This window comes from Vibrio sp. 1167 (genome assembly GCF_033340375.1).
Lineage (GTDB): Bacteria > Pseudomonadota > Gammaproteobacteria > Enterobacterales > Vibrionaceae > Vibrio > Vibrio alginolyticus.
Genome location: NZ_JAWOWK010000008.1, coordinates 102,841 through 124,320, shown reverse-complemented (window position 1 = coordinate 124,320; position 21,480 = coordinate 102,841). Strand labels below are relative to the sequence as shown.

At 44.7% G+C, this 21,480-nt stretch carries 18 protein-coding genes; 10 read left to right on the top strand and 8 right to left on the bottom strand.

Annotated elements, in window-relative coordinates:
• Window positions 1–15: 15 nt before the first annotated feature.
• The 5 genes from R7Z78_RS17380 to R7Z78_RS17360 all read left to right on the top strand — a co-directional run bounded on the left by R7Z78_RS17380 (window position 16) and on the right by R7Z78_RS17360 (window position 5,471).
• Window positions 16–1,611, top strand: a complete 1,596-nt coding sequence (locus tag R7Z78_RS17380; protein WP_104975372.1) for a bifunctional aspartate transaminase/aspartate 4-decarboxylase — start codon at window positions 16–18, stop codon at window positions 1,609–1,611.
• 125 nt (window positions 1,612–1,736) lie between these two features.
• Window positions 1,737–2,594: a pyridoxal kinase PdxY gene (gene pdxY, locus R7Z78_RS17375; RefSeq protein ID WP_054579568.1), complete on the top strand. Its 858-nt coding sequence runs from the start codon at window positions 1,737–1,739 to the stop codon at window positions 2,592–2,594.
• A 210-nt stretch (window positions 2,595–2,804) separates the two neighbouring features.
• Window positions 2,805–3,974 (top strand): patatin-like phospholipase family protein, encoded by a 1,170-nt coding sequence (locus tag R7Z78_RS17370; RefSeq protein WP_104975371.1) that lies wholly within the window; start codon window positions 2,805–2,807, stop codon window positions 3,972–3,974.
• Window positions 3,975–3,991: 17 nt separating this feature from the next.
• The gene (locus R7Z78_RS17365; RefSeq protein ID WP_017634570.1) at window positions 3,992–4,420 is read left to right on the top strand and encodes a hypothetical protein; all 429 of its coding nucleotides are present in this window, start codon (window positions 3,992–3,994) and stop codon (window positions 4,418–4,420) included.
• 142 nt (window positions 4,421–4,562) lie between these two features.
• The gene (locus R7Z78_RS17360) at window positions 4,563–5,471 is read left to right on the top strand and encodes a LysR family transcriptional regulator (protein WP_005377119.1); all 909 of its coding nucleotides are present in this window, start codon (window positions 4,563–4,565) and stop codon (window positions 5,469–5,471) included.
• 288 nt (window positions 5,472–5,759) lie between these two features.
• Here the strand turns inward: R7Z78_RS17360 and R7Z78_RS17355 are convergent, their stop codons facing one another.
• From R7Z78_RS17355 to R7Z78_RS17335, 5 genes are all read right to left on the bottom strand, one after another.
• Window positions 5,760–6,911: an ABC transporter permease gene (locus tag R7Z78_RS17355; RefSeq protein WP_104975370.1), complete on the bottom strand. Its 1,152-nt coding sequence runs from the start codon at window positions 6,909–6,911 to the stop codon at window positions 5,760–5,762.
• Entirely contained in the window at window positions 6,908–8,074 is a 1,167-nt protein-coding gene (locus R7Z78_RS17350; RefSeq protein ID WP_104975369.1) for an ABC transporter permease, read from the bottom strand. Before R7Z78_RS17350 ends, R7Z78_RS17355 begins: the two co-directional genes overlap by 4 nt.
• 22 nt (window positions 8,075–8,096) lie before the next feature.
• On the bottom strand, window positions 8,097–9,077 hold the full coding sequence (locus tag R7Z78_RS17345) for an HlyD family secretion protein (RefSeq protein ID WP_054575051.1): 981 nt from the start codon (window positions 9,075–9,077) through the stop codon (window positions 8,097–8,099).
• A gap of 3 nt (window positions 9,078–9,080) precedes the next feature.
• The gene (locus R7Z78_RS17340; RefSeq protein WP_104975368.1) at window positions 9,081–10,496 is read right to left on the bottom strand and encodes a TolC family protein; all 1,416 of its coding nucleotides are present in this window, start codon (window positions 10,494–10,496) and stop codon (window positions 9,081–9,083) included.
• A 130-nt stretch (window positions 10,497–10,626) separates the two neighbouring features.
• On the bottom strand, window positions 10,627–10,854 hold the full coding sequence (locus R7Z78_RS17335; protein ID WP_005377125.1) for a hypothetical protein: 228 nt from the start codon (window positions 10,852–10,854) through the stop codon (window positions 10,627–10,629).
• A gap of 476 nt (window positions 10,855–11,330) precedes the next feature.
• Between R7Z78_RS17335 and R7Z78_RS17330 the strand changes: the two genes are divergently transcribed.
• Together R7Z78_RS17330 and R7Z78_RS17325 are read left to right on the top strand one after the other, a co-directional pair.
• Window positions 11,331–12,950: a sensor histidine kinase gene (locus R7Z78_RS17330; RefSeq protein WP_104975367.1), complete on the top strand. Its 1,620-nt coding sequence runs from the start codon at window positions 11,331–11,333 to the stop codon at window positions 12,948–12,950.
• On the top strand, window positions 12,947–13,633 hold the full coding sequence (locus R7Z78_RS17325) for a response regulator (RefSeq protein ID WP_017821355.1): 687 nt from the start codon (window positions 12,947–12,949) through the stop codon (window positions 13,631–13,633). The genes R7Z78_RS17330 and R7Z78_RS17325 overlap by 4 nt, the downstream gene beginning before the upstream one ends.
• A 91-nt stretch (window positions 13,634–13,724) precedes the next feature.
• Here R7Z78_RS17325 and R7Z78_RS17320 read toward each other — a convergent pair whose 3' ends face one another.
• Complete coding sequence (locus tag R7Z78_RS17320; RefSeq protein WP_104975366.1) at window positions 13,725–15,860, bottom strand: TonB-dependent siderophore receptor; 2,136 nt, start codon at window positions 15,858–15,860, stop codon at window positions 13,725–13,727.
• A 99-nt stretch (window positions 15,861–15,959) separates the two neighbouring features.
• A complete protein-coding gene (locus R7Z78_RS17315; protein WP_005387160.1) occupies window positions 15,960–16,925 on the bottom strand; it encodes a helix-turn-helix domain-containing protein in 966 nt (321 codons plus the stop codon).
• A 537-nt stretch (window positions 16,926–17,462) separates the two neighbouring features.
• Here R7Z78_RS17315 and zwf point away from each other — a divergent pair.
• The 3 genes from zwf to gnd are packed head-to-tail and all read left to right on the top strand — an operon-like array spanning window position 17,463 to window position 21,165.
• Window positions 17,463–18,965 (top strand): glucose-6-phosphate dehydrogenase, encoded by a 1,503-nt coding sequence (gene zwf / locus R7Z78_RS17310; RefSeq protein WP_017634563.1) that lies wholly within the window; start codon window positions 17,463–17,465, stop codon window positions 18,963–18,965.
• Complete coding sequence (gene pgl, locus R7Z78_RS17305) at window positions 18,962–19,678, top strand: 6-phosphogluconolactonase (RefSeq protein ID WP_017634562.1); 717 nt, start codon at window positions 18,962–18,964, stop codon at window positions 19,676–19,678. The genes zwf and pgl overlap by 4 nt, the downstream gene beginning before the upstream one ends.
• A gap of 38 nt (window positions 19,679–19,716) precedes the next feature.
• Window positions 19,717–21,165, top strand: coding sequence for a decarboxylating NADP(+)-dependent phosphogluconate dehydrogenase (gnd, locus tag R7Z78_RS17300; RefSeq protein ID WP_005377160.1), 1,449 nt, complete (start codon window positions 19,717–19,719; stop codon window positions 21,163–21,165).
• 85 nt (window positions 21,166–21,250) lie between these two features.
• On the opposite strand, the gene R7Z78_RS17295 is transcribed toward gnd, so the two are convergent.
• Window positions 21,251–21,454, bottom strand: coding sequence for a hypothetical protein (locus tag R7Z78_RS17295; protein WP_104975364.1), 204 nt, complete (start codon window positions 21,452–21,454; stop codon window positions 21,251–21,253).
• Window positions 21,455–21,480: the final 26 nt, after the last annotated feature.

Genomic DNA, 21,480 nt, shown 5'->3' with positions numbered 1-21,480 from the left:
ATTCAGGCAAATATTATGACTACGCAAAACACAACAATTGATTTTTCAAAATTTGCAGATTTAAGCCCATTTGAATTAAAAGATAAACTTATTGAAGTGGCACAAACTGTTCCTGACCGCGCTTTATTAGATGCAGGTCGTGGTAATCCTAATTTTCTTGCGACACTACCGCGTAAAGCGTTCATTCGTTTGGGTGAGTTCGCAATATTGGAAGCCGAGCGCACTTATTCATACCTAGATGGTGGTTTCGGTGGCATTCCAGATGGTGTGGGCATTGTTGAACGCTTTGACACGTTTGCAAGCGACAATAAGAAAGACCAAGGTGTGCAGTTCTTAGAAAAGTCGCTGAGCTACGCAAAAGACCGTTTGGGTCTAGAGAAGCAAGCTTTCTTGAATGAACTGGTTAACGCATACCTTGCATGTAACTACCCAGTGCCACCACGTATGTTGACGAACATCGAAACCGTTGTGAAGCAGTACATTGCAGAAGAGATGTACGGCCCGATGCCAATGACAACAGACTTCGATCTGTTTGCAACGGAAGGCGGCACAGCGTCTATGACGTACACGTTCCAAACTATGTTCAACAACGGTCTGTTGAAGAAAGGTGACAAGGTCGCGCTAATCACTCCAATCTTTACGCCGTACCTAGAAATTCCAGAACTGAGTGAATACGAACTGGAAATCGTTGAACTACGTTTGGATGAGACAACATGGCAGCTGCCGATGTCTGAAATCGAAAAGCTTGCAGATACAGACATCAAACTGCTTTGTGTTGTGAACCCAGCAAACCCAGCGTCTGTGAAGTTCTCGGATGAAACTCTGGATAACCTATCGAACTTCGTGAACAACGAACGTAGCGACCTGTTCATTGTGACTGACGATGTATACGGCACATTTGCGGATGACTTTGTCTCACTGTTTGCGAAACTGCCATACAACACGCTTTGTGTTTACTCGTTCTCGAAGTACTTCGGTGCAACAGGCTGGCGTTTAGGCTCGATTGCGATTCAACACAACAACGTGTTTGACGATGCAATGCGCAGCCTTCCTGAAGCGCGTCAACTTGAGTTGGACGATCGTTACAAAACACTGACTCCGGAACCTCGTGAGATTAAGTTTATTGACCGTATCGTAGCAGACAGCCGCAGCGTAGCGCTTAACCACACAGCAGGTTTGTCTCTTCCTCAACAAGTTCAAATGGCGCTGTTCTCTTTGAACTGCTTGATGGACTCGGAACAAAACTACAAAGAAGCATGTAAACGCATCATCCGCGAGCGTTACAAAACTCTGTACAAAAACATGGGTGTAGAAATTGAAGAAAACAAAGATCGTGTGGACTACTACACACTGCTTGAGCTCGACACTCTGGGCGGCAAATTGTACGGACCAGCATTCGTTGAATGGTTCAAAGCGAGCGAGAAGGGCAAAGACTTCCTGTTCCGCCTTGCACATGAAACCGCTGTTATCCTACTTCCAGGCCAAGGCTTCGATGTAGTGCATGCATCAGTTCGAGTTTCGCTAGCAAACCTTACTCACCACGAATACGAGCTTATCGGTCGTGCAACACGCAAAGTGTTGGATGAGTACTTTGCTGAATTCAAAGGCTAATGAATCCAGCCTGATTAAGAATAAGCCTCGGCGTTGTCGAGGCTATTCCGACCAAATAAGCACAGTGCGCGGCATTGTGTTTATTTAGTCGCCAAGCTAACAAACTTCTCAATTAAGAGTGACTTATGAAAAGCATTATTTCTATTCAATCTCATGTGGTTTATGGCCACGCAGGAAACAGTTCTGCCGTCTTCCCGATGCAGAGAATGGGCCTCGAAGTCTGGCCAATTCACACGGTTCAGTTTTCAAATCACACTCAGTACCAGCAAGGTTGGACTGGACAGAAGTTTGGGGCAGATGAAATTCATTCTCTAATGAGAGGCTTAGATAACATTGAGAAGTTAGGCGAATGTGGCGCGATACTGTCCGGTTATCAAGGAAGCGCAGAGCAATGTCGAGCGGTGGCCGAAGCGGTAAGTTTAGTCAAATCGCGTAACCATAGTGCACTTTATGTGTGTGACCCAGTTATGGGTGATCCAGACAAAGGTTGCATTGTGGCAGACGGTGTCAAAGAAGCGATAAGCCATAGCTTGTTGCCAATCGCTGATGTGATTGTTCCTAACCAGTTTGAACTGAGCGAGTTAACAGGTGTGAAAATTAACTCTCTTTATGATGCGGTCACTGCATGTAAAAAAACCCTAGAGCTGGGACCGAAAATGGTATTGGTGAAACACCTGCATGCACTAACAGATGACGCCTTCAGTATGATCTTAGCGACACCGAAAGCGTGTTATTTAGCTCAGCGTCCAAGTATTGATTTTGACCAGCAACCCGTCGGTGTCGGTGATTTGATTTCTGCGATTTTTACTTCTTGTTTGGTGAAGAAGATGTCTCCTGTCGCAGCCTTTCGTCATACACATAACGCCGTTTACGGTGTATTGGAGATCACCAAAGGCTATGGCACATGGGAGCTACAGACGATCAATGCCCAATACGAATTTGTCGAACCGACGCATGAGTTCAACGTCGTGAAAATTGCTTAGCGCAGTACCTAATTAACGGAGAAGCGTAAAGTTAGCATATAGAAACTTGGCATAATTGCTTTGATGGATAGCATCCTACAATCGCGATTATGGGGTTTAACCGTGCCTAGCTATAGTAACTCCACACAACGAAACGGACTTCATTTTGACCCAATTAACTTCAAACTGAGTCTCTGGTCATACGCCAGAGAACATTAAATGAGACTGATTATGAATCGTTTAATTTCCTCTGGTGTGACGGTTGCACTTTCGCTGCTGATAGTAGCTTGTAGTTCACCCCATACGCTGGATGTTCGTGTTTCTCAAAGCAACTATAAAGATGTCGAGATCGCGAGTTCGACACCAAATGAGCCACTTCGAATGTGGGCCAATGAAGCGCCGGATTTTCTCTACTCAGCGCACAATCAAACCACACCGATCAAAGTAGAGGGTGAACAGCTCAATATTTTGGCCTTATCGGGTGGTGGCGTAAACGGCGCATACGGGGCCGGCGTTTTGATGGGGCTACAGGAAAAGGGGGAGCTAAAAGATTATGCCATCATTACTGGAGTCAGTGCTGGTGCCCTAATCGCTCCTTTTGTTTTCATTGGCGGTGATGCGATGCCAAAGATGAAAGAAGTCATGCTCAACATCAATGATAAGAATATTTTGGGTAAGAAGAACTTCTTAAATACCCTGTTTAAGGACGCGTTTACCGATGGTGAGAACCTCTATGATTTCATCGCAGACGCTTACCCTGAGCCCATGATCGAGGCGATGGCGCAGCAACACCGCAATGGTAAACGCCTCTTTATTGGCAGTACCCATTTTGATTCAGGCGAACTGGTGATTTGGAATATTGGTGCGATTGCGAACAGTGATTTAGCGGACAAATCTGAACTTATTTACAAGGTGCTTGCTGCGAGCGCATCGATCCCTGGTGTTTTCCCTCCACAATTTATCGATGTTGAACATGATAGAGAAACACTTGAGGAGTTACACGTAGATGGCGGTCTCGCAGCGCAGGTGTTCTTTAATCCGTCTAACTTCAACTATCAACAAATCTCAGATGCTTTGGGGTTAGAAAAAGCGCCTCAGCTGGATGTGATTCGCAATGGTGCGTTAAAAGCACCGTATCGTCCACTAAAAGACAAAGGTTTGGACTTGGTATCGAAAAGTGTCTCAAGCCTTACGCTAGCGCAAACTCGTGGTGATCTCTATCGAATGAAATACATCAGTGAAATCAACGATATCGAGATGCAGTTTACCTACATTGACCAAGATTTCAGATACGCCAAAGTAACGAAAGATATGTTCGATCACCGCTACTTGCTGACGATTTACGAATATGGATTCAAAAAAGCCACCCAAGGGCAACTTTGGGTAACTGAACTCCCTTAATACAGGAAAACGATACAATGAAAAAAGCCGTTCTTACACTCATGATGCTTACCGCTTCCGCGACTGCATTCGCCCAAAGTGGAGCCCATCTTGACCAGCAAAAAGTGGATAGTGATATGCAGCAACTGTCTGCAATCAAAGAAGAAGGTGCAGCCTTTATCATGATTGACGAGAACTCGAGTTACGTGGCGGTCGAGTTCGTGGGAAAGTGGGAAGAGATCAACAACTATGTGTCACACAAAGAAGCGAAAAAACGTAAATTGGAAAAAGTGAACAAGCAGTTCGTGTACTCTCAGGTCGGTGAAACGTTGGAGTCACTTGAGCAAAAAGTCGTTGACCACATTTACGCTGATCAACCTAAATATTTCAGCGTCGATGTCTACCGCGATTACCATGGTGACTCAGGAGAATTCAACTATTTAGCTCGTGTCGTTGAGTACAACTAAGTTAGAGAAAACCTACTGAAGCTAGTAGGTTTTTTTGTGTCGTCGAGAAGGAATTCAAACGCAGATTGTTTCCGTTACCAAGTAGCAATTCTACGATCTTGTGGTAATTTAATTAGATAACTCTAAAAAGTAAGCACAACCTATGAATTTTAGTTTTGAACAACTTCTCGCGTTCGTAACCGTTTATGAACAGCTTTCGTTTAGTAAGGCGGCGGTCAAACTCAATAAGCACCGAACCACAATAGGGCAGGTGATTACCAATCTTGAAGACCAACTGGCGGTCAACCTGTTTGAGCGAGTGGGGCGCTCGGTAGAACCGACAGAAGATGGTCATCTTCTTTACCACTATGCTAAGCAAACCATCGAACAAGCACGTACTTTCGATAAAGTCGCATTAAGTCTGGCTTACGGTGGGTTAGAGAATGTTAGTATCGCCTATTCAAGCGCTATACCACACCGTTTTCTTGTATTGCTTCGTATTCAATTAGCAGCAGATTTTCCGATGATGCGAGTTAACTTTCTTGTTCGTAATCGCAACGAAATTAAAGAGGGTTTACAGAATGGTGAGTATCAATTCGGTATTGTCAATGTACATGATAGTCGAGCAATACATAGTTTGGATGCGACGTTTTTAGGTCATTTTGAATTTGTTCCTTTCGTCCAGAAAGGTGGTGAACTCGCTTCTATGGCACCAGATCGAGTATTGACAGCCTTGAGGAATAGTAAACAATTTGTACTGCGTTCTCTTATTGAAGAGGGAATGGGCGAAAAAGTCATCGTAAGTTCGAACCATGAAGAGGTCGACCAATTGGCCCTAGTCGTGAAAATGGTTGAAGCAGGTTTAGGATGGGCGATTCTCCCCAGAACGTTTGCCCATTCGGAGTTTTCTAATAATCATATAGAGCCAGTGGAAGCTTCTGAATTATTGGAAGGTTTTAAGTTTGGTTTTGGCCTATGGTGCCAACCCTCTAAGCAAGTCGGTGATGTAAAAAATTCAATCATGAAGGTCGTTACAGAATACCGAGAGAAAATAATCCGTGATATGACTTAGCGGCGACATGTATCCTGCTCATCCCTATCAACAACAAGACTCAATGTGAGTCTTGTTTTTTTTGTGTCTGAAAAACGTTATCGTTCTAGCGAAGAGCTAATGTCTATTGGAAGGATATAACCCTCTATATGAGAGTATGGAGTCCATACTTTTTGGCTTAATCTAACCTCGCTCAATGGGTAAGCCCAGAGCAAAAAGTGTTTTTACCATATGTCCGCTGCAAGGACGCAGATTTTCAGCCGGGTTTAGTTACCCGGCTTTTTTTATAGTAATAGAAAATGTCAGCTGTCACCCCAAGCTCTCTGTTACAACTGGCTTGTTACTTCGCTTAGCAATCCAGTACGCAACGCTACCCCAAAGCACGGTGAGTGCCCAAAGCGCCGTCCAATGTGGAGCGACTTGTTGCCAGGTTGCCCCCATTTGGTTTAGCGCTAAGAAAGCTTTTATCGCCCAAGTGCTTGGGCTTAAATCAGCAATCCATAATAAGGGAGTAGGTATGGCTTCAATCGGCCAAATAAAACCAGCCAAGAAAATGAGCGGCATAGAGCTCACTAGGACGACTAAGGTGACAAGTTCACGCCGAGGTAATAAGTAACCTAGCCAGAAGCCTAGTCCGCAACAACCTAAAAGGAACGGGAACAACATAGCCAGCAATTCGCCCGCATTGGCGATATGGTTTACGTTTAAGCGTTCGAAGCTAAAACCAAAATAATAGGCGCCGAGTAAATAATAAATTGCCACAAATACTAACGTTCTCACAAGCAGCAGCGATCCCGTGGATACTTGTGACCAATAGCCACGACCATGACGCTGTGTTCCCGTTTGTAATCCAACCGCCATGATCAACGTTTGTTGTAAAATCAGAACAAATACTGCCGGCACTACGTATTCGATGTAACCCATGGTTGGGTTGAACGTCGGCTTCATATTAAGCTTGATAGCAGAGTAATTATGGCTAGCCATACTCATGGGCACACCATCTATCACCATTTTACTGACTTTCACTTGGGCCCCTAATGTGCCTCCAGCTTGGGCCAATCCTTCTACCACGGTTCCGTACACGAGAAAATACGAGGCGTCCGCAGCGTAGGCTAGAGTCGGGCTTTTACCTAGCATTAGGTCTTTGTAAAAGTGTTCTGGTATGACTAAAAAACCGGTGATCTCTCGTTGTAAAAATGCTTGCTTTGCATCGGCAATCGTATGAAGTCGAGTGACTACGTTGACTTGCGGAGTGGCATCAACCATACGTTCTAGCTTTAAACTCGTCTGACTACCATCTAGATTAACAATCGCGATTGGTTGTTCACGAGGCGTTTGTTGTGCATAAGGCAAAGGGTATAAAAACGAGTAAAATACGACACCACCAAACACGGTCAACGTAACGACTGGATTGGTTAGAACGGCCTTAAGTTCCGCTTTAATCAGTTGCCACAATGTCATACCGCCTCCTTCGCTTGGCGTGTTGATGAAGCTGTTCGATGTTTACCCATCAAGGCTGCGGTAATGAGCAGGGGCACAACGTAACCAATCATAGGCCATAGCGAGCTTAAAGATTGTGCGGCCGATGCTCCATAGCTTGCTTGACTGACTTGTACTTCAATGTAATGGGTAATCGGCAATAATGAACGCCATGCATAAGCGAGCGTGTTCATGTCAGAAACTGGGAATGTAATTCCCATGAACGCGAAGCTTGGAGCCGTAAATGCGCCAGCAAAACTCATCGCACGTGCAGGATCCATCGACAAGAAGAAGAACAACGCTCCCATAATGATACAGGCGATAACCGTCGCCAATTGTGCTAATAGCATAACCACAAAACTGCCTTCCATTGGCCAATCAAGCACGGAATAAAACCAGTACAAGAACAACGCACCTTGCGCCATAAAGACCGGAATGTACTGACTTAATAGGGTAGTGAGCCTGGCGTATGGCTTTTCGCCCAAAAATGCAAAGCCATTCTTTCCACCATAAATGCGAAAGTGCGCGGCAAGAATCAAAATAGTGCTTACTACAATACATATTTGCCAAATGGCTGGCACGATAGCCGTTACCAAAAATTGTGCGTAGTTATTGTTACGGTTAAATAATGCGGTTATTTGTGTTGACACGGGTACAGCCTGTCCAGCCGCTGCTAACGTTGTGGTGTTACCCTTAGCCAAGTTGCCCATTACTTCAACCTGAGCGTCGAAATAGCCTTGTGCTTGCGCAACAGCAGAGTTGATCAGTTTCGCTACCAAAATGTACTGACTGTTGTAAAAGACAGAAAGTTGAGGTTGGCGGTGCTGGAGAATGTCTTGGTCGAACTTAGATGGGATGACCGCGTAAGCGTAGATATCGCCTTCAATCATCGCATTTTTTGCTTCGCTTGCACTGGTGTAGTGATAGTTAACAGCCAGACTCGACGACGCATCCAAAGATTGAATGAGCTTTCGAGAAAGTTGGGAATGTTGTAGATCAACCACACCGATTGGCAGATCCCGGGCAATGCCCGCAGAGAACACTCCCCAAATCATCATCGCGAGCAAAATCGGTATCCAAGTAAGGCACGAAAGCAACCACTTGTCTCGTCGTAAGATATGCCGCTGTGAAATCTTAATCGTCATAGCATTAACCTAGTGGTTGTGATTAAAGTTCAACGACAACACTCATTCCCATACGCAGTTCAGGTTCGGGTTGAGCTGGACGAGCTTCTACTTCAAAGGTACGAAGATCAAAACCTTGAGAAGCATCGGTTGCTCTCCACGTTGCAAAGTTACCCATAACGGCAACATGCGTTACTTTGAACTCAACATTTTTATTTAAGGCAGGCAAATAGGCATCAAAGGTTGCTCCTTTTTTAAAGTGTTGAAGGTAATCTTCACGCACATTAAGTGTCGCCCAGGCATCTTCTGTATCTATCACAGTAACAACCGGGAAGCCCTGAGGTGCTAATTCACCACTTTGAAGTAGAACTTGAGAGACTTCGCCGTCAAACCAGCTGTAGATCTGAGTATCTTTCGCGTACGCTTCTACTTCGGCTACGGCACCTGATGCCATGCGCGCTTTTTCCGCCGCAGCCACTTTGGTTTCACTTCTAGCGCCTTCTTTTGCCATTTCGTACATTTGAAACGCAGCACTTTCTGTGTATTTCGCTGCTTGCCACTGAGTTAAAGCTTCATCGCGTTTTTGTTCTGCAACCACGCCATCGTTATAAAGGTTATTCACACGATTGTAGGTTTTTTCCATTAAATTCGCAGCGGCTTTGGCTTTCATCCACTGATCTTTTGCTGCTTGGATTTGTTGCTCACGTGCGCCTTTCTCAGCTTCTTGAGCTAAGGCGTCCGCCGCTTTTTCACCTGCTTTTGCTTGTTCTAACTTCGCTTCAATTTCAGGACTATGAAGGGTAAAAATAAGCTGACCTTTCTCTACATCGTCGCCTTTACGTACCATGACCTCATCAATACGCCCTGGGACTTTTGAGGAAATGCTGTATTGCTGGGCTTCAATTAATCCCTGTAAGCGGATCGGTTCTGGTTGATAGGCTTGGTAAAATTGATACCCAACCCAAGAGGCAACACCCAAAGCACAAAGTGAGAGTAAAACGGGTTTTAGTGATTTAGCTGCCATGATTTATTTCACCTCTTTGGATGTTGAAGCAGGGATATAAGCGGTATTTTGATATTGTTCGAAGCTGTTCATTTCACTGCTCAATGCGAGTAGCTTGGTTAAAGATATTAAATAGCGGAAACGCGCCGCTGAACGTTGTGTTTCTATACTCGCGACATAAAGTTGTGCATCCACAACATCCAGAGAAGACGACAGACCCTGAGTAAATGCTTTTTCACGCAAGCGCAGATTTTCGTTAGCGAGTTCAATGCTAGATGCGAGCCCTTGTACTTCATCAATGGCTTGCTGAGCCTCCAAGTATGTCTTTTGGACTAACAGCGATAAGTCTTGTTTGGCTTGGGACTTTAATGAGTCGACCTGCGAGACGACGCTTTGAGCGGCTTTGACTTTTTCGCTTCGCCCTGATGATTCAATCAGTGGAATGCTGACACCAACACCAACTAACCAGTCAGGCTTCATTTGGCTTGCGAGAGAATCGTCTTCATACAAGCTGTAGTCGCCGTAAAGATAAACTTCAGGGTAGTATTTCCCTTTTTCTGCTTTGATTAAGCTAGAGGCTTGTTTGTGTTTAGCGCTCAGAAGTTCTAACCCCGGATAGGTAAGCAACGTTTGATCGACAAAAGCAGTAAGAGGGGGAAGACTGTCGTTGATAAACAAAGATTCAGCGGGCTCTACGGCATCATCTTGTGCGAGTAATTTACCTAATGCAGCCTGAGCGATACTCAAATCGCTGGCTGCTTTACGTGTTTCTACAGATGCTTTATCTAAAGAAGCCTCGGCTTGCAGGCGCTCAACGTGCGCGATTTGTCCTTGCTCTTCAAGCTTAATGGCAAAATCTCGATGCTTTTTTAGCCCTGCTTCAACCGCTTGCCGCGTTGCGAGTACTTCCTTTGCCAGTACGACAGAAAAGTAGTACTTCGATAAATCTTCAAAACGCGCTTGTTGTTCCATTAGAAGCTGACTTTTCGCCTCATCCGTTTTGCCTTCTGCTGCTGATTGAGCCGCAGAAATTCGACCACCAGTAAAAATTGGCCAAATCGCACGAATAGACGAAGAGAAAATATCGCGCTCGGTTATGGTCGAAGTGGTATTAGCTAAGGCACCAAAAATAGGCTGAAAAGCAGGAGGTACGTTAATGTGTGCTCCTGTGCTGTCTAGGATCTGTTTTCCCGAAAGCGTGATATCGGTATCTAAACGCGTGTAATTCGCGCCAATAGTAACCTGAGGTAAGTTGAGATTGCTGGTGGCACTCTCTTGGTATTGGTAGTTCTCGACGTTTGAGCGTTGAGCTTTGAGAGAATAGTTGTTTTCTAGCAATAGCTGCCATGCGGTATCAAAAGTGATCGGTGCCGCATGACAGGCAAGGGAAATCGAGCTGCTAAGTAAGCCCAGTATCCAAACCTTTCCTGTTTTTTTCATAATGGCTGCTTTGTCGTAGAGTATTAGCTCTAATATAAAGGATTCGTAACTGCGTGTTAAGTAGGAGGGAAAATTGGGCAGTAGTATGCGCCCAGTTATATTTGTGCTGGGCGCGGGAGATGTTACAAATTTATTTCGTATATGGACAGTGAAACTCCGCTCTCCACTCTAGCTGACGAGAACCTCGCATCGTATTCAATAGATCTTTTCCACTCATTTGAGGGAACGATAACAGGACTTTGAGATCAGAAGTACCGCCTCCGTTTTTTTCATAAGCCCTGACGTGTGTAAATGTTGAATACATATTCTCTGACAGCATCGCCTTATTCAGGCATATTCCAAAGGTATCGCGTTCCATGTTTGGTGTTCCTTCTAACTATAAATGCACCTCTGTTTATAGTTTTCCAGTTTTCAGATGGTGTCTAAGTGTTTGTCATATAGTCAGTATTTGTATTTTGTTTTATTTGTGTCCAAACCACTGACGTCAATGTTGAGCTTTTAATAGACTTCCAGCTTCACTGCTTTCAAACCGAAACTCTCATTGGTTTCGTTGATTAAAAATTATACGTTGTAAAGTCTAAAAACGCCTCAAAAACCGCTAAAATCGATGTGATCGCGATCATGATTTTAAGGGCAATTTATGTATGGAATTGAGTATCAGAGAGGAATGCTAAATTTGGTGAATGGTTGTAATTTTATGTTTCAGCTCGTCGATTAATTAACCGTAAACTCTGCGGTTTGTTTGCCTTCCTCACAGATTTATCACCGCGACAACGTCATGCTGTTAACTGAGTGTTAACGTTACGCTCAAGAGTGAATCACAAGGATGTATCAATGAGTTGGAAAACCATCAGCTTTCGTAAGCGGATGCTCATTATCATGACGCTATCGGGGTTGATAGAGCTGTTATTGCTTGTCGCCGCGGGGTTCACTTATCTCAAAATCAATCAAGAGCAAGAAATGGGAGAAAAAGCACTGGGTGTTGCCCGTTTTTTAGCGGACTCAGCGGTTGTTCGTGAAATGATCGAAACCCAAAACCCCCAGCCATACCAACTTCGCTTTCGAGAATTAACCGAAGCCATAGGTGCTGCATTCATCGTTATTGGCGACCATAAGGGAGTACGCTTAATCCACCCTGTTGATGAGCGGTTGGGCAAGCCAATGAGAGGTGGCGACAATCGTCGAGCGCTAGAACGGGGATTGTCTTATGTTTCGACGGCACAGGGCTCGTTAGGTTATTCAGTTCGTGGTAAAGCTGCGATTTTTGACGAGCAAGGGAACATCATTGGTGTGGTTTCGGTTGGCTATTTGCTCGACCGACTGCAAGACCGCATCGAACCATTTTTGGCCTTTTTGATTTTAATGGTCATCGTAGTTGTCGTCGCTAATGCCATTGTATCCAATTATGCGTCGAGAAAGTTTCAGCGCGCCATTTTAGGCTTTGAGCCTGAAGAGATAGGGCGGTTGTACGGCGAATTAGAAGTGACGATGAGCACCATCAAAGAGGGCGTGTTAAGCATTGATGCCCAAGGGATACTTCGCTCGATAAATCGTAGTGCCTGCCAGATTCTCGGTATTGATAGAGAATCAGCGCTCAATAAACCTTTGACTGATACGCTGCGTGATAGCGATCTATATACAGTGTTAGAAAGCGGGCAGGAAGATCATGATATTGAAATATTCCTTAATCATAAGCGCCTGATTGCAAATCGCTCTCCAATTTATGTTGATGGAAAAATCGTGGGGGCGGTATCGAGTTTCCGTTTAAGGGATGAAATCAATGATCTAACCGAGCAGCTATCACAAACCAAGGAGTATGCAGATTTGTTACGTTCGCAAACCCATGAGCATCGAAATAAGCTCAACACCATTAGTGGGCTAGTACAAATGGGTGAACTTGATGCGGTGCAAAAGTTAATTGGACAAGAAACCGCACACTATCAGGCAATGATTGAGTTTTTAAGAGATACCGTTAAAGACCCGCTAATTGCAGGTATGTTGCTTGGAAAAACTGAACGTGCTCGCGAGTTAGGCTTACAACTGGTGGTTGAGGAAGGCAGTCGTCTGGAGCCCCTGCCTGAGTGGCTAAATTCGGAAGACCTAGTCACAATTTTGGGTAATTTGATTGATAACGCTTTCGATGCCACGTTAACTTCAATTCGCGATGAATCAAATGTTGCGTCAGAACGCAGAAATATTGATGTGTCCGTTAGCGATTACGGAAATGAAGTGATACTTGAGGTGATAGATCATGGCTGTGGCCTCCCAAAAACAATGGATCCACAAACATTATTTACAAAAGGCGTTTCGACGAAATCTCGTCAAAATCGAGGTGTTGGGTTACACCTTGTCAATCAGCTTGCTACTCGATATCACGGCCATGTTGAGATGATACCCAATACAAATTATGGGACAAGAATAACGGTGTACTTACCCAAGGAAGAACAATTATGAGTATGGCGACTCGCGTAATGATCATTGAAGATGATCTGGCTATTGCTGAGCTGCACCACAAATACTTAAGCCAACTGACAGGTTTGGAAGTGGTTGGAATTGCGACCACGAGAATGGAAGCAGAAATGCAACTCGACATTCTTAAGCCAGATTTACTATTGATGGATGTCTATCTTCCCGATGGCACAGGGCTTGAGATACTAAATACACTGCGTGCAAGTAACCAAACGTGTGATGTCATTTTGATTACAGCCGCAAGGGATGTCGATACGTTACAACAGGCGATGAGGGGTGGCGTTGTCGATTACCTGTTAAAACCAGTGATGTTTCCACGTTTAGATGCCGCACTGAAAAAGTATGTGTCCCAACGCCAACAACTAGACATCGTAGAGAGTTTGGATCAGAACCTCGTTGATAAAATGCTGCAGTCTCACGCCAATCAAGACAACTTGCCGAACCGATTACCAAAAGGGATTGATGGTGTAACCCTAGACAAGATCAGAGAGTTGTTCCCAAATGGAAGTGCGCTGACCGCTGATGAGGCAGGTGAAAAAATCGGAGTGAGTCGAACAACCGCTAGACGTTATCTTGAGTTTCTTATTAGTACTGGTGAACTAGAGGCTGATTTAAACTATGGGTCGGTAGGTAGGCCAGAAAGGTGCTATAAAAAAGTGACACGGTAGCGTTTACATTGACGCTCTATGCAAAATAAAAAGCGATGGCTTGTTTTAGAAACCATCGCTTTACAAATTACTGCTGTTCCGCTCTAAGAGGTTAGAAGTTGTATTCTAACTTCGCTTCGATAGAGCGCTCAGCGCCAAACCAACAGTTATTTTTGTCGTAACAAGAATAGTATTCTTTATCGAATAGATTGCTTGCAGAAAGCGTGACGCTAGCCCCTTTCATTGATTCAGATACCGTTGAGAAATCGTAACTTGCTGCTAAATCAAACAAGGTGTAGTCCGGTACGTTTTGACTATTCTGTGCATCAATTTGTGCTTCTCCGACATAGCGAACGCCAGCACTGGTACGAAGGCCTGAAAGATTTCGTTCAAAGAAGTAATTGGCCCATAGAGAGGCCGTTTGCTCAGGTACCCAAACCGGCGTTTTACCTTCTTGGTTGTAATAACTGTCCTCGGTAATCTCCATATCGGTATATGTATAGCCTAGAGTGAAATCAGCTTGTGCTGTGGCTTGCCATTTTGCCTCAAGTTCAATACCTTGTGATACCACTTCGCCCGCTTGATAGTTCGGTGCATATGGATTATTCGGATCGGTCAAGATCGCGTTTTTCTTCGTAATATGGAAGAGTGCTAAGTTACCTGAGATATCACCAGATAATGGGGCGTATTTAAAGCCTAACTCCCATTGATGACCGGTTGATGGCTCAAATGCTTTACCAGAAGAGTCGGCACCCGCAATTGGCTCAAAACTTTCTGAGTAAGTAAGATATGGCGAGAGACCAAAGTCTAGCTCATACAAACCACCGACTCGGAAAGATACGTTGGTATCGTCTAACTCTTCCTTGCTGTTGGATACTGCTCCTAGATAATCGCTAACGGCGTCTGTATTTGAATCGTATTTATCCCAACGAAGACCTGCAATCATTACAAGTTGGTCGTAACGAACTTGATCTTGGAAATAAACGCCAATCTGCTTCGTTTTGATATCTAAGTTTTGTTTGTATTGGAAATTCAGTGCATTACGATCAATGCTGTTGTGGTCAGGATTAAAAATGTCCTGAGTTAGCGAATACCCAAGCGTGTCTTTGTATTTTACATCTGAATCTAGATACTGATAATCAAGCCCGAACAATAAGTTATGTTCAAAATTTCCTGTTTTAATGTAGCCCGATAGTTGGTTGTCAATCACAAAGGATTTGGATTTTTCATCAGTTAAATAGGCATTTCGACCAACGGTACGGTTATCCGCTTCAAGTGCACCGTTATATGTGTTTTCCTGATAGGCATCGGCGGTCATGTAGCGGGCATTCTGTAGAAATTGCCAATTGTTGTTAAAGTCGTGTTGGACTTTGTAACCCATCATCAGAACTTCGCGTTCGTAAGTGTTCCAGTCCTCATCCCCTAAATAAGTGCTTGGTGACATCGAGCCAAGTGGGTTTTTAATCACTGAGCCAGACGCAGGCACAGTCGTGTAGATACCTGCTGATGGATCATTTTGATAGTAAACATTCACGTTCACTAATGTGCTTTCTGTCGCTTGCCAATTGAAAGATGGGGCGAGTACGTAACGTTCGTCTTCAGACGTATCGGCTTGACCATCTCGCTGTTTTGCCAGGCCGACGATACGGTAATCAACATTAGAATCACCAACTTGTCCTGTGGTGTCGAACGTCAGTTCTTTTAGGCTGTTAGTCCCTGTACTAATCGAGACAGAGTGCGAGGGTGTTGACTGAGGCGCCTTGGCGATAATGTTGACCATACCTCCTGGTGGAATATTGCCGTAAAGAACAGACGTTGGCCCTTTAAAAACCTCGATTTGCTCAAGAGCAACGGAATCGACCTGCGGTTGAAGGTTCCAACCGTTGTACAGCAAAGGAAGACCATCATAAAAGTTGGTGTAGTTAATAAAACCACGAATATTGAATAGGTCAAGTCGGGAAACGGCACCGCCACGCAATTCTGTATTTACGCCAGGTGCATAACGCAATGCTTCGCTCACCGAGTTTACGCCGCGCAGGTCCATGTCATCTTTAGTGATTACCGTGATCGCTTGCGGTGTTTCCTCCGGTTCTAAAACGGTTTTAGTTGCGGTGTTTCGGTATGTTTCTCCTAGCACCGTAATCGTTTCGTGTTGGGATGTGCTCTCAGTTGCATTGGCGTGGCCAGCGAGCAATGCGGATACGACGATAGCAACCGCTGAACGATGAAATCGAATCGGACTTTCCATATTTATAAATTCCACTACTTTTTCTATTTATTGATAATGATTGTTATTTGTATTCTATATTCAAAGAAATAGGAAAAGTTAACAATTTGGTGCAAAACACTAATCTTTGGAACTTATTCTTCTGTTCTTAGGTTTTAAAGATAGCGAGTCGTTTGGCTCTACAGGAATCCAATACTGCATTTGTGCTTGTTCGCTATCAACATCATAACCTTCTGGATAAAGCTCTAACTCATAACCATCGATAGCATGATAATTAGAGTAGGGTAGCCAATGTAAAATAAACCATTCCAGCGTTGAGGCGAGCTCTGATGCTTTGCCTATGTGTGTAATGACGGCGTAGGTTTGCTCAGGAACAGCCAAGAGGTCTAACCCCGAGTTGGAAGAGTTCGTTGATCTTGGTGCGTTTGCTGTTGGACTGCACTCATAACCTGCCCAATACTCAAGTTGTTGGTTGTTTGAATACGCTTGAGTCACATCAATCACGCCAAAGTAACTACTTTCCGAATTGTTAAGGTTTTCAGATGAATAAAGACGTGACCAAAGTGACGGTACTTTGGATTGGAAATCGGGCGTAGCGGAAAACAATCCGTGAATAGGTTCATGATAACCAGCAAGTTCAAAAGCCGGTTTTGTTTCTATTCGAACTTCAATAAAGCGCTGATGTTTTTTCTCTTCTTCTGGTGTCTTACGCAGCGTCAAAGGTTGCCTCAACCCGGAGAGTTGTTGCGTTTTTCGATATTCGCGGGGGCTTTTTGAAAACATATTCCTGAACGCACGGCTAAATGCGTGTTCAGATGTAAATCCCATTTCTATCGCTATATCTAACGAGCGGTCAGAAGTATGGATTAAGCGCTCAGCCGCAAGGCTAAGTTTAAGCTCTCTGATGTAGTGAGCGACGGATACGCCAGTGTGTTGTTGAAATACGCGTTGCAGTTGCCAGCGCGACCAACAACTTGCTTTCGATATTTCATCTACGCTCAGAGTGCTGTCTAAGTTGGTGTGAATGTAGTCAAGCACCGATTGTATTCGGTTTATGGGATGTGGGTTAATGGCGCTTGATTTCATGGCGTTCTACTTTCACATTAATAGTGATTTCATTATCTTTAATTGAGTATCATTATCAATAGGGTGATGAAATAAAAAGTAAGTAACACAGATCACGATAAAACTGTAATGGATTGCAAGGATGAGTAATTATTGCCCATATTAGAGTTTTTGCTTAAATTTTGGAGCGTTCAGATGAAACTTTTTTTATCAATAAAATACAATCGCTTATGACGTTTTGTGCAACTTATTTAAACGTTTGCACTGGCAAGTGTTGATGTAAATCAAATAGTCGTAGACAATATTGCCCCGTGTCGGACTCTCCTCCAGCGAGTACAGTGTGTACTTTTGAGACATAAGTGACTTAAATGACCTCAATACGTCGTGTTTCCAAGAATCGGAAATGCAACTTCTTGAGGTTCTTTGGGCCCATAGACTTTACCTATCAACGTAATAGGTAAGACCAATTTTCTATTTTGAGGTGCCATTGATAGGGTTGGCTCATTCTCTAGCCGTATCCGGGCACACAATAAGTACCTCGTTTTTAAGGGAAAGATGATGGTAATACCAGAAAACAGCAGCATCGTTATTTTTGGTGCTTCAGGTGACCTTACGTACCGTAAGCTCATTCCTGCTTTATACCACCTCTACGCGAACAAGCAGCTTCCAGAGAATTTTGCCATTCTGGGTGTAAGTCGCACTGAATACAGTGATGAGTCTTACCGCGCGAAGCTGAAAAAATCGCTTCAGGAAATGGAAAAGACTGAGCCAGAAACGCTTGATGCATTTATTAACCATCTGCACTACCAAGCAATTAATACTTCTGACACACAAGATTACGGTAAGCTATCTTCTCGCTTAGACCAACTTGCGGACGAATATCAATTCGAGCAACGCAATACGCTTTTTTACTTAGCAACCCCACCAAGTTTATACAGTGTGATCCCTGCAAGTCTTGCAGCACATGGTCTTAACAGTGAAGAGGATGGCTGGAAACGCCTGATCATTGAGAAACCATTCGGCTATGATCTTGAATCGGCGCGTATTCTGGACAAAGAAATTCACGAGCACTTCCAAGAGCATCAAATCTACCGAATTGACCATTACTTAGGTAAAGAAACGGTACAAAACCTACTTGTGCTTCGTTTCTCTAATGCGATGTTTGAGCCGCTTTGGAACCGTAACTTCATTGATTACGTTGAAATCACAGGCGCAGAATTCCTTGGCGTAGAGGAGCGTGGTGGTTACTACGACAACTCTGGTGCTGTGCGCGACATGTTCCAAAACCACTTGCTACAAGTATTAGCAATGGTAGGTATGGAACCACCAGCGCAAATCAATGCAGACTCGATGCGTGATGAAGTGGTAAAAGTGCTTCAATGCCTAAAGCCATTAGACGAAAACGCTCTGCGCAACGATCTAGTATTAGGCCAATACACGGCGTCTGAAGTTCGTGGGCAAAGCCTACGCGGCTACCGTGAAGAACCGGGAGTTGCAGACGATTCTCGTACAGAGACTTACATCGGTTTGAAAGCGTACATCAACAACTGGCGTTGGAATGGCGTGCCATTTTACGTGCGTACTGGTAAGCGTCTTCCAACACGCGTTACTGAGGTGGTTATCCACTTTAAACAAACACCGCATCCTGTGTTTGGTCAAAACGCACCAGAAAACAAGCTGATCATTCGTATTCAACCAGACGAAGGCATTCAAATGAGCTTTGGCTTGAAAGAGCCAGGCGCAGGCTTTGAAGCGAAGGAAGTGAAAATGAACTTCCATTACGCTGACCTGCAAGAAACGCAAATGCTAACGGCATACGAGCGTCTTCTACTTGATGCTTTGAATGGTGATGCTACGCTATTTGCACGTAGTGATGCGGTGGAAGCGTGCTGGCAATACGTACAGCCAATCTTAGATTTTAAGCAAGATCCACAATCCCTCTTCGGGTACGCATGCGGCACTTGGGGACCTAAAGAGTCAGATGACTTGTTACAGCGTGATGGCCGCGCTTGGCGTTTCCCATGTAAAAACTTAACAGATACGGATTACTGTGAACTATGATCAACCATAAGATCTACCAAACAGCAGAACAGGTAGTTGAAAGCCTAGCTAATGATATGAAAGCGTTTAGCGAAATGGGCAGACCTGTTCACATCTCTCTTTCTGGCGGCAGCACTCCTAAAATGCTGTTTAAACTACTGGCTTCAGAGGCTTACGCAACCTCCATTCAATGGGAAAACCTCCACTTTTGGTGGGGTGACGAACGTTGTGTTGCCCCTGACGATGCAGAAAGCAACTACGGTGAAGCGAACACGTTGTTGTTTAGCCAAGTAAATATTCCTGCAGAAAACATTCACCGCATCCGTGGCGAAGATGAGCCTAAAGCAGAAGCAGAGCGCTTTGCAAAAGAGATGGCAGAGGTGATCCCGAGTGAAAACGGCACACCTGTGTTTGACTGGATCTTATTAGGCGTTGGTGCAGATGGTCATACAGCTTCTCTGTTCCCTGGCCAAACGAATTATGATGATGCGAACCTATCTCTTGTGGCGTCGCATCCTGAATCGGGCCAACTTCGTGTGTCGAAAACCGCACGCGTATTAGAAGCAGCGAAACGCATTAGTTACTTAGTGCTTGGTGCAGGAAAAGCGGACATTGTTGAAGAAATTAACAGTTCACCAGCACACGCACTGCCATACCCAGCGGCTAAGATTCAAGCGAAATCGGGCCTAACGGAATGGTATTTAGATTTAGACGCGGCAGCAAAAATTGCTTAAGACGCTGCTCGTCGATGAAATAAAATTGGAGAGAAACAATGAAAGGTGATATCGGTGTAATTGGCCTAGCAGTAATGGGTCAAAACCTTATCCTAAACATGAACGATCACGGCTTTAAAGTGGTTGCTCACAACCGTACTGCTGCTAAAGTAGACGAGTTCCTGGAAGGTCCAGCAAAAGGCACGAACATCATCGGTGCATACTCTCTAGAAGAACTAGTAGAGAAGCTAGAAACGCCGCGTAAAGTAATGTTGATGGTTCGCGCTGGTGACGTTGTAGACAAGTTCATCGAAGCGCTAGTACCTCTGCTAGACAAAGGCGACATCATTATTGACGGTGGTAACACTAACTACCCAGATACAAACCGTCGTGTTGCTGCACTACGTGAAAAAGGTATCCACTTCATCGGTACTGGTGTATCTGGTGGTGAAGAAGGTGCGCGCTTCGGTCCATCTATCATGCCTGGCGGCGCTGCTGAAGCATGGGAAGCGGTTAAGCCTATCTTCCAAGGTATCGCTGCGAAAACTGACGCTGGTGAGCCATGTTGTGACTGGGTTGGTAACGACGGTGCTGGTCACTTCGTTAAGATGGTACACAACGGTATCGAATACGGTGACATGCAGCTTATCACAGAAGCTTACCAGTTCATGAAAGACGGTCTTGGTATGTCTGCTGACGAGATGCAAGCAGTATTCGCTGATTGGAACAAGACTGAACTAGACAGCTACCTTGTTGAAATCACGGCTGACATCCTTGGCTACAAAGATGAAGACGGTGAGCCTCTCGTTGAGAAGATCCTAGACACAGCAGGCCAAAAAGGTACTGGTAAATGGACTGGTATTAACGCACTAGACCTAGGTATTCCACTAACACTTATCTCTGAGTCTGTATTCTCTCGTTGTCTATCTGCACTGAAAGACCAACGTGTTGAAGCTGAATCTCTATTCGGTAAGACAATCACTCCTGTTGAAGGCGACAAGCAAGAGTGGGTTGATGCACTACGTCAAGCGCTACTAGCTTCTAAGATCATCTCTTACGCTCAAGGCTTCATGCTAATGCGCGAAGCATCGAACGAGAACGGTTGGGACCTAAACTACGGTAACGTAGCCCTAATGTGGCGTGGTGGTTGTATCATCCGCTCTGCGTTCCTAGGCAACATCCGTGATGCGTACGAAGCGAACCCAGACATCGCATTCCTAGGTTCTGATGAGTACTTCAAAAACATCCTACAAGGCAGCCTAGCAGCATGGCGTAAAGTAGCAGCGAAGTCTCTAGAGTCTGGTATCCCAATGCCATGTACGATTTCTGCGCTATCTTTCCTAGACGGTTACACAACAGCTCGTCTACCAGCGAACCTGCTTCAAGCTCAACGTGACTACTTCGGTGCTCACACTTATGAGCGTATTGACCGTCCACGTGGTGAATTCTTCCACACTAACTGGACTGGTACAGGCGGCGACACAGCGTCTACAACTTACGACGTTTAATCCGCGGTCAGTAAGCTGATCAAAGCAAAAGGGTGCCCAAGTGGCATCCTTTTTTGTGTTTGCTTTTACGGAACTTCAAGAGCGCCTAGGCGCTCTTTTCAGTGGTCGTTTTCTTGCTTCGATAAAACCTGTCCTTTAGGTAGAGAATTGCACTGACCACAAGAGCCACTAAAGAAACAGTGAATAGGGCGTACATGCTGAGAATCCATGCGAATGTGGCCGTCAAGAATGCGATGAAGGAAAACATCCTGCTGAAAGACATCACATGGCCAAGTTTGTTACTTTTCATAAACGCCTCCCAAAGCTAAGTGGGGA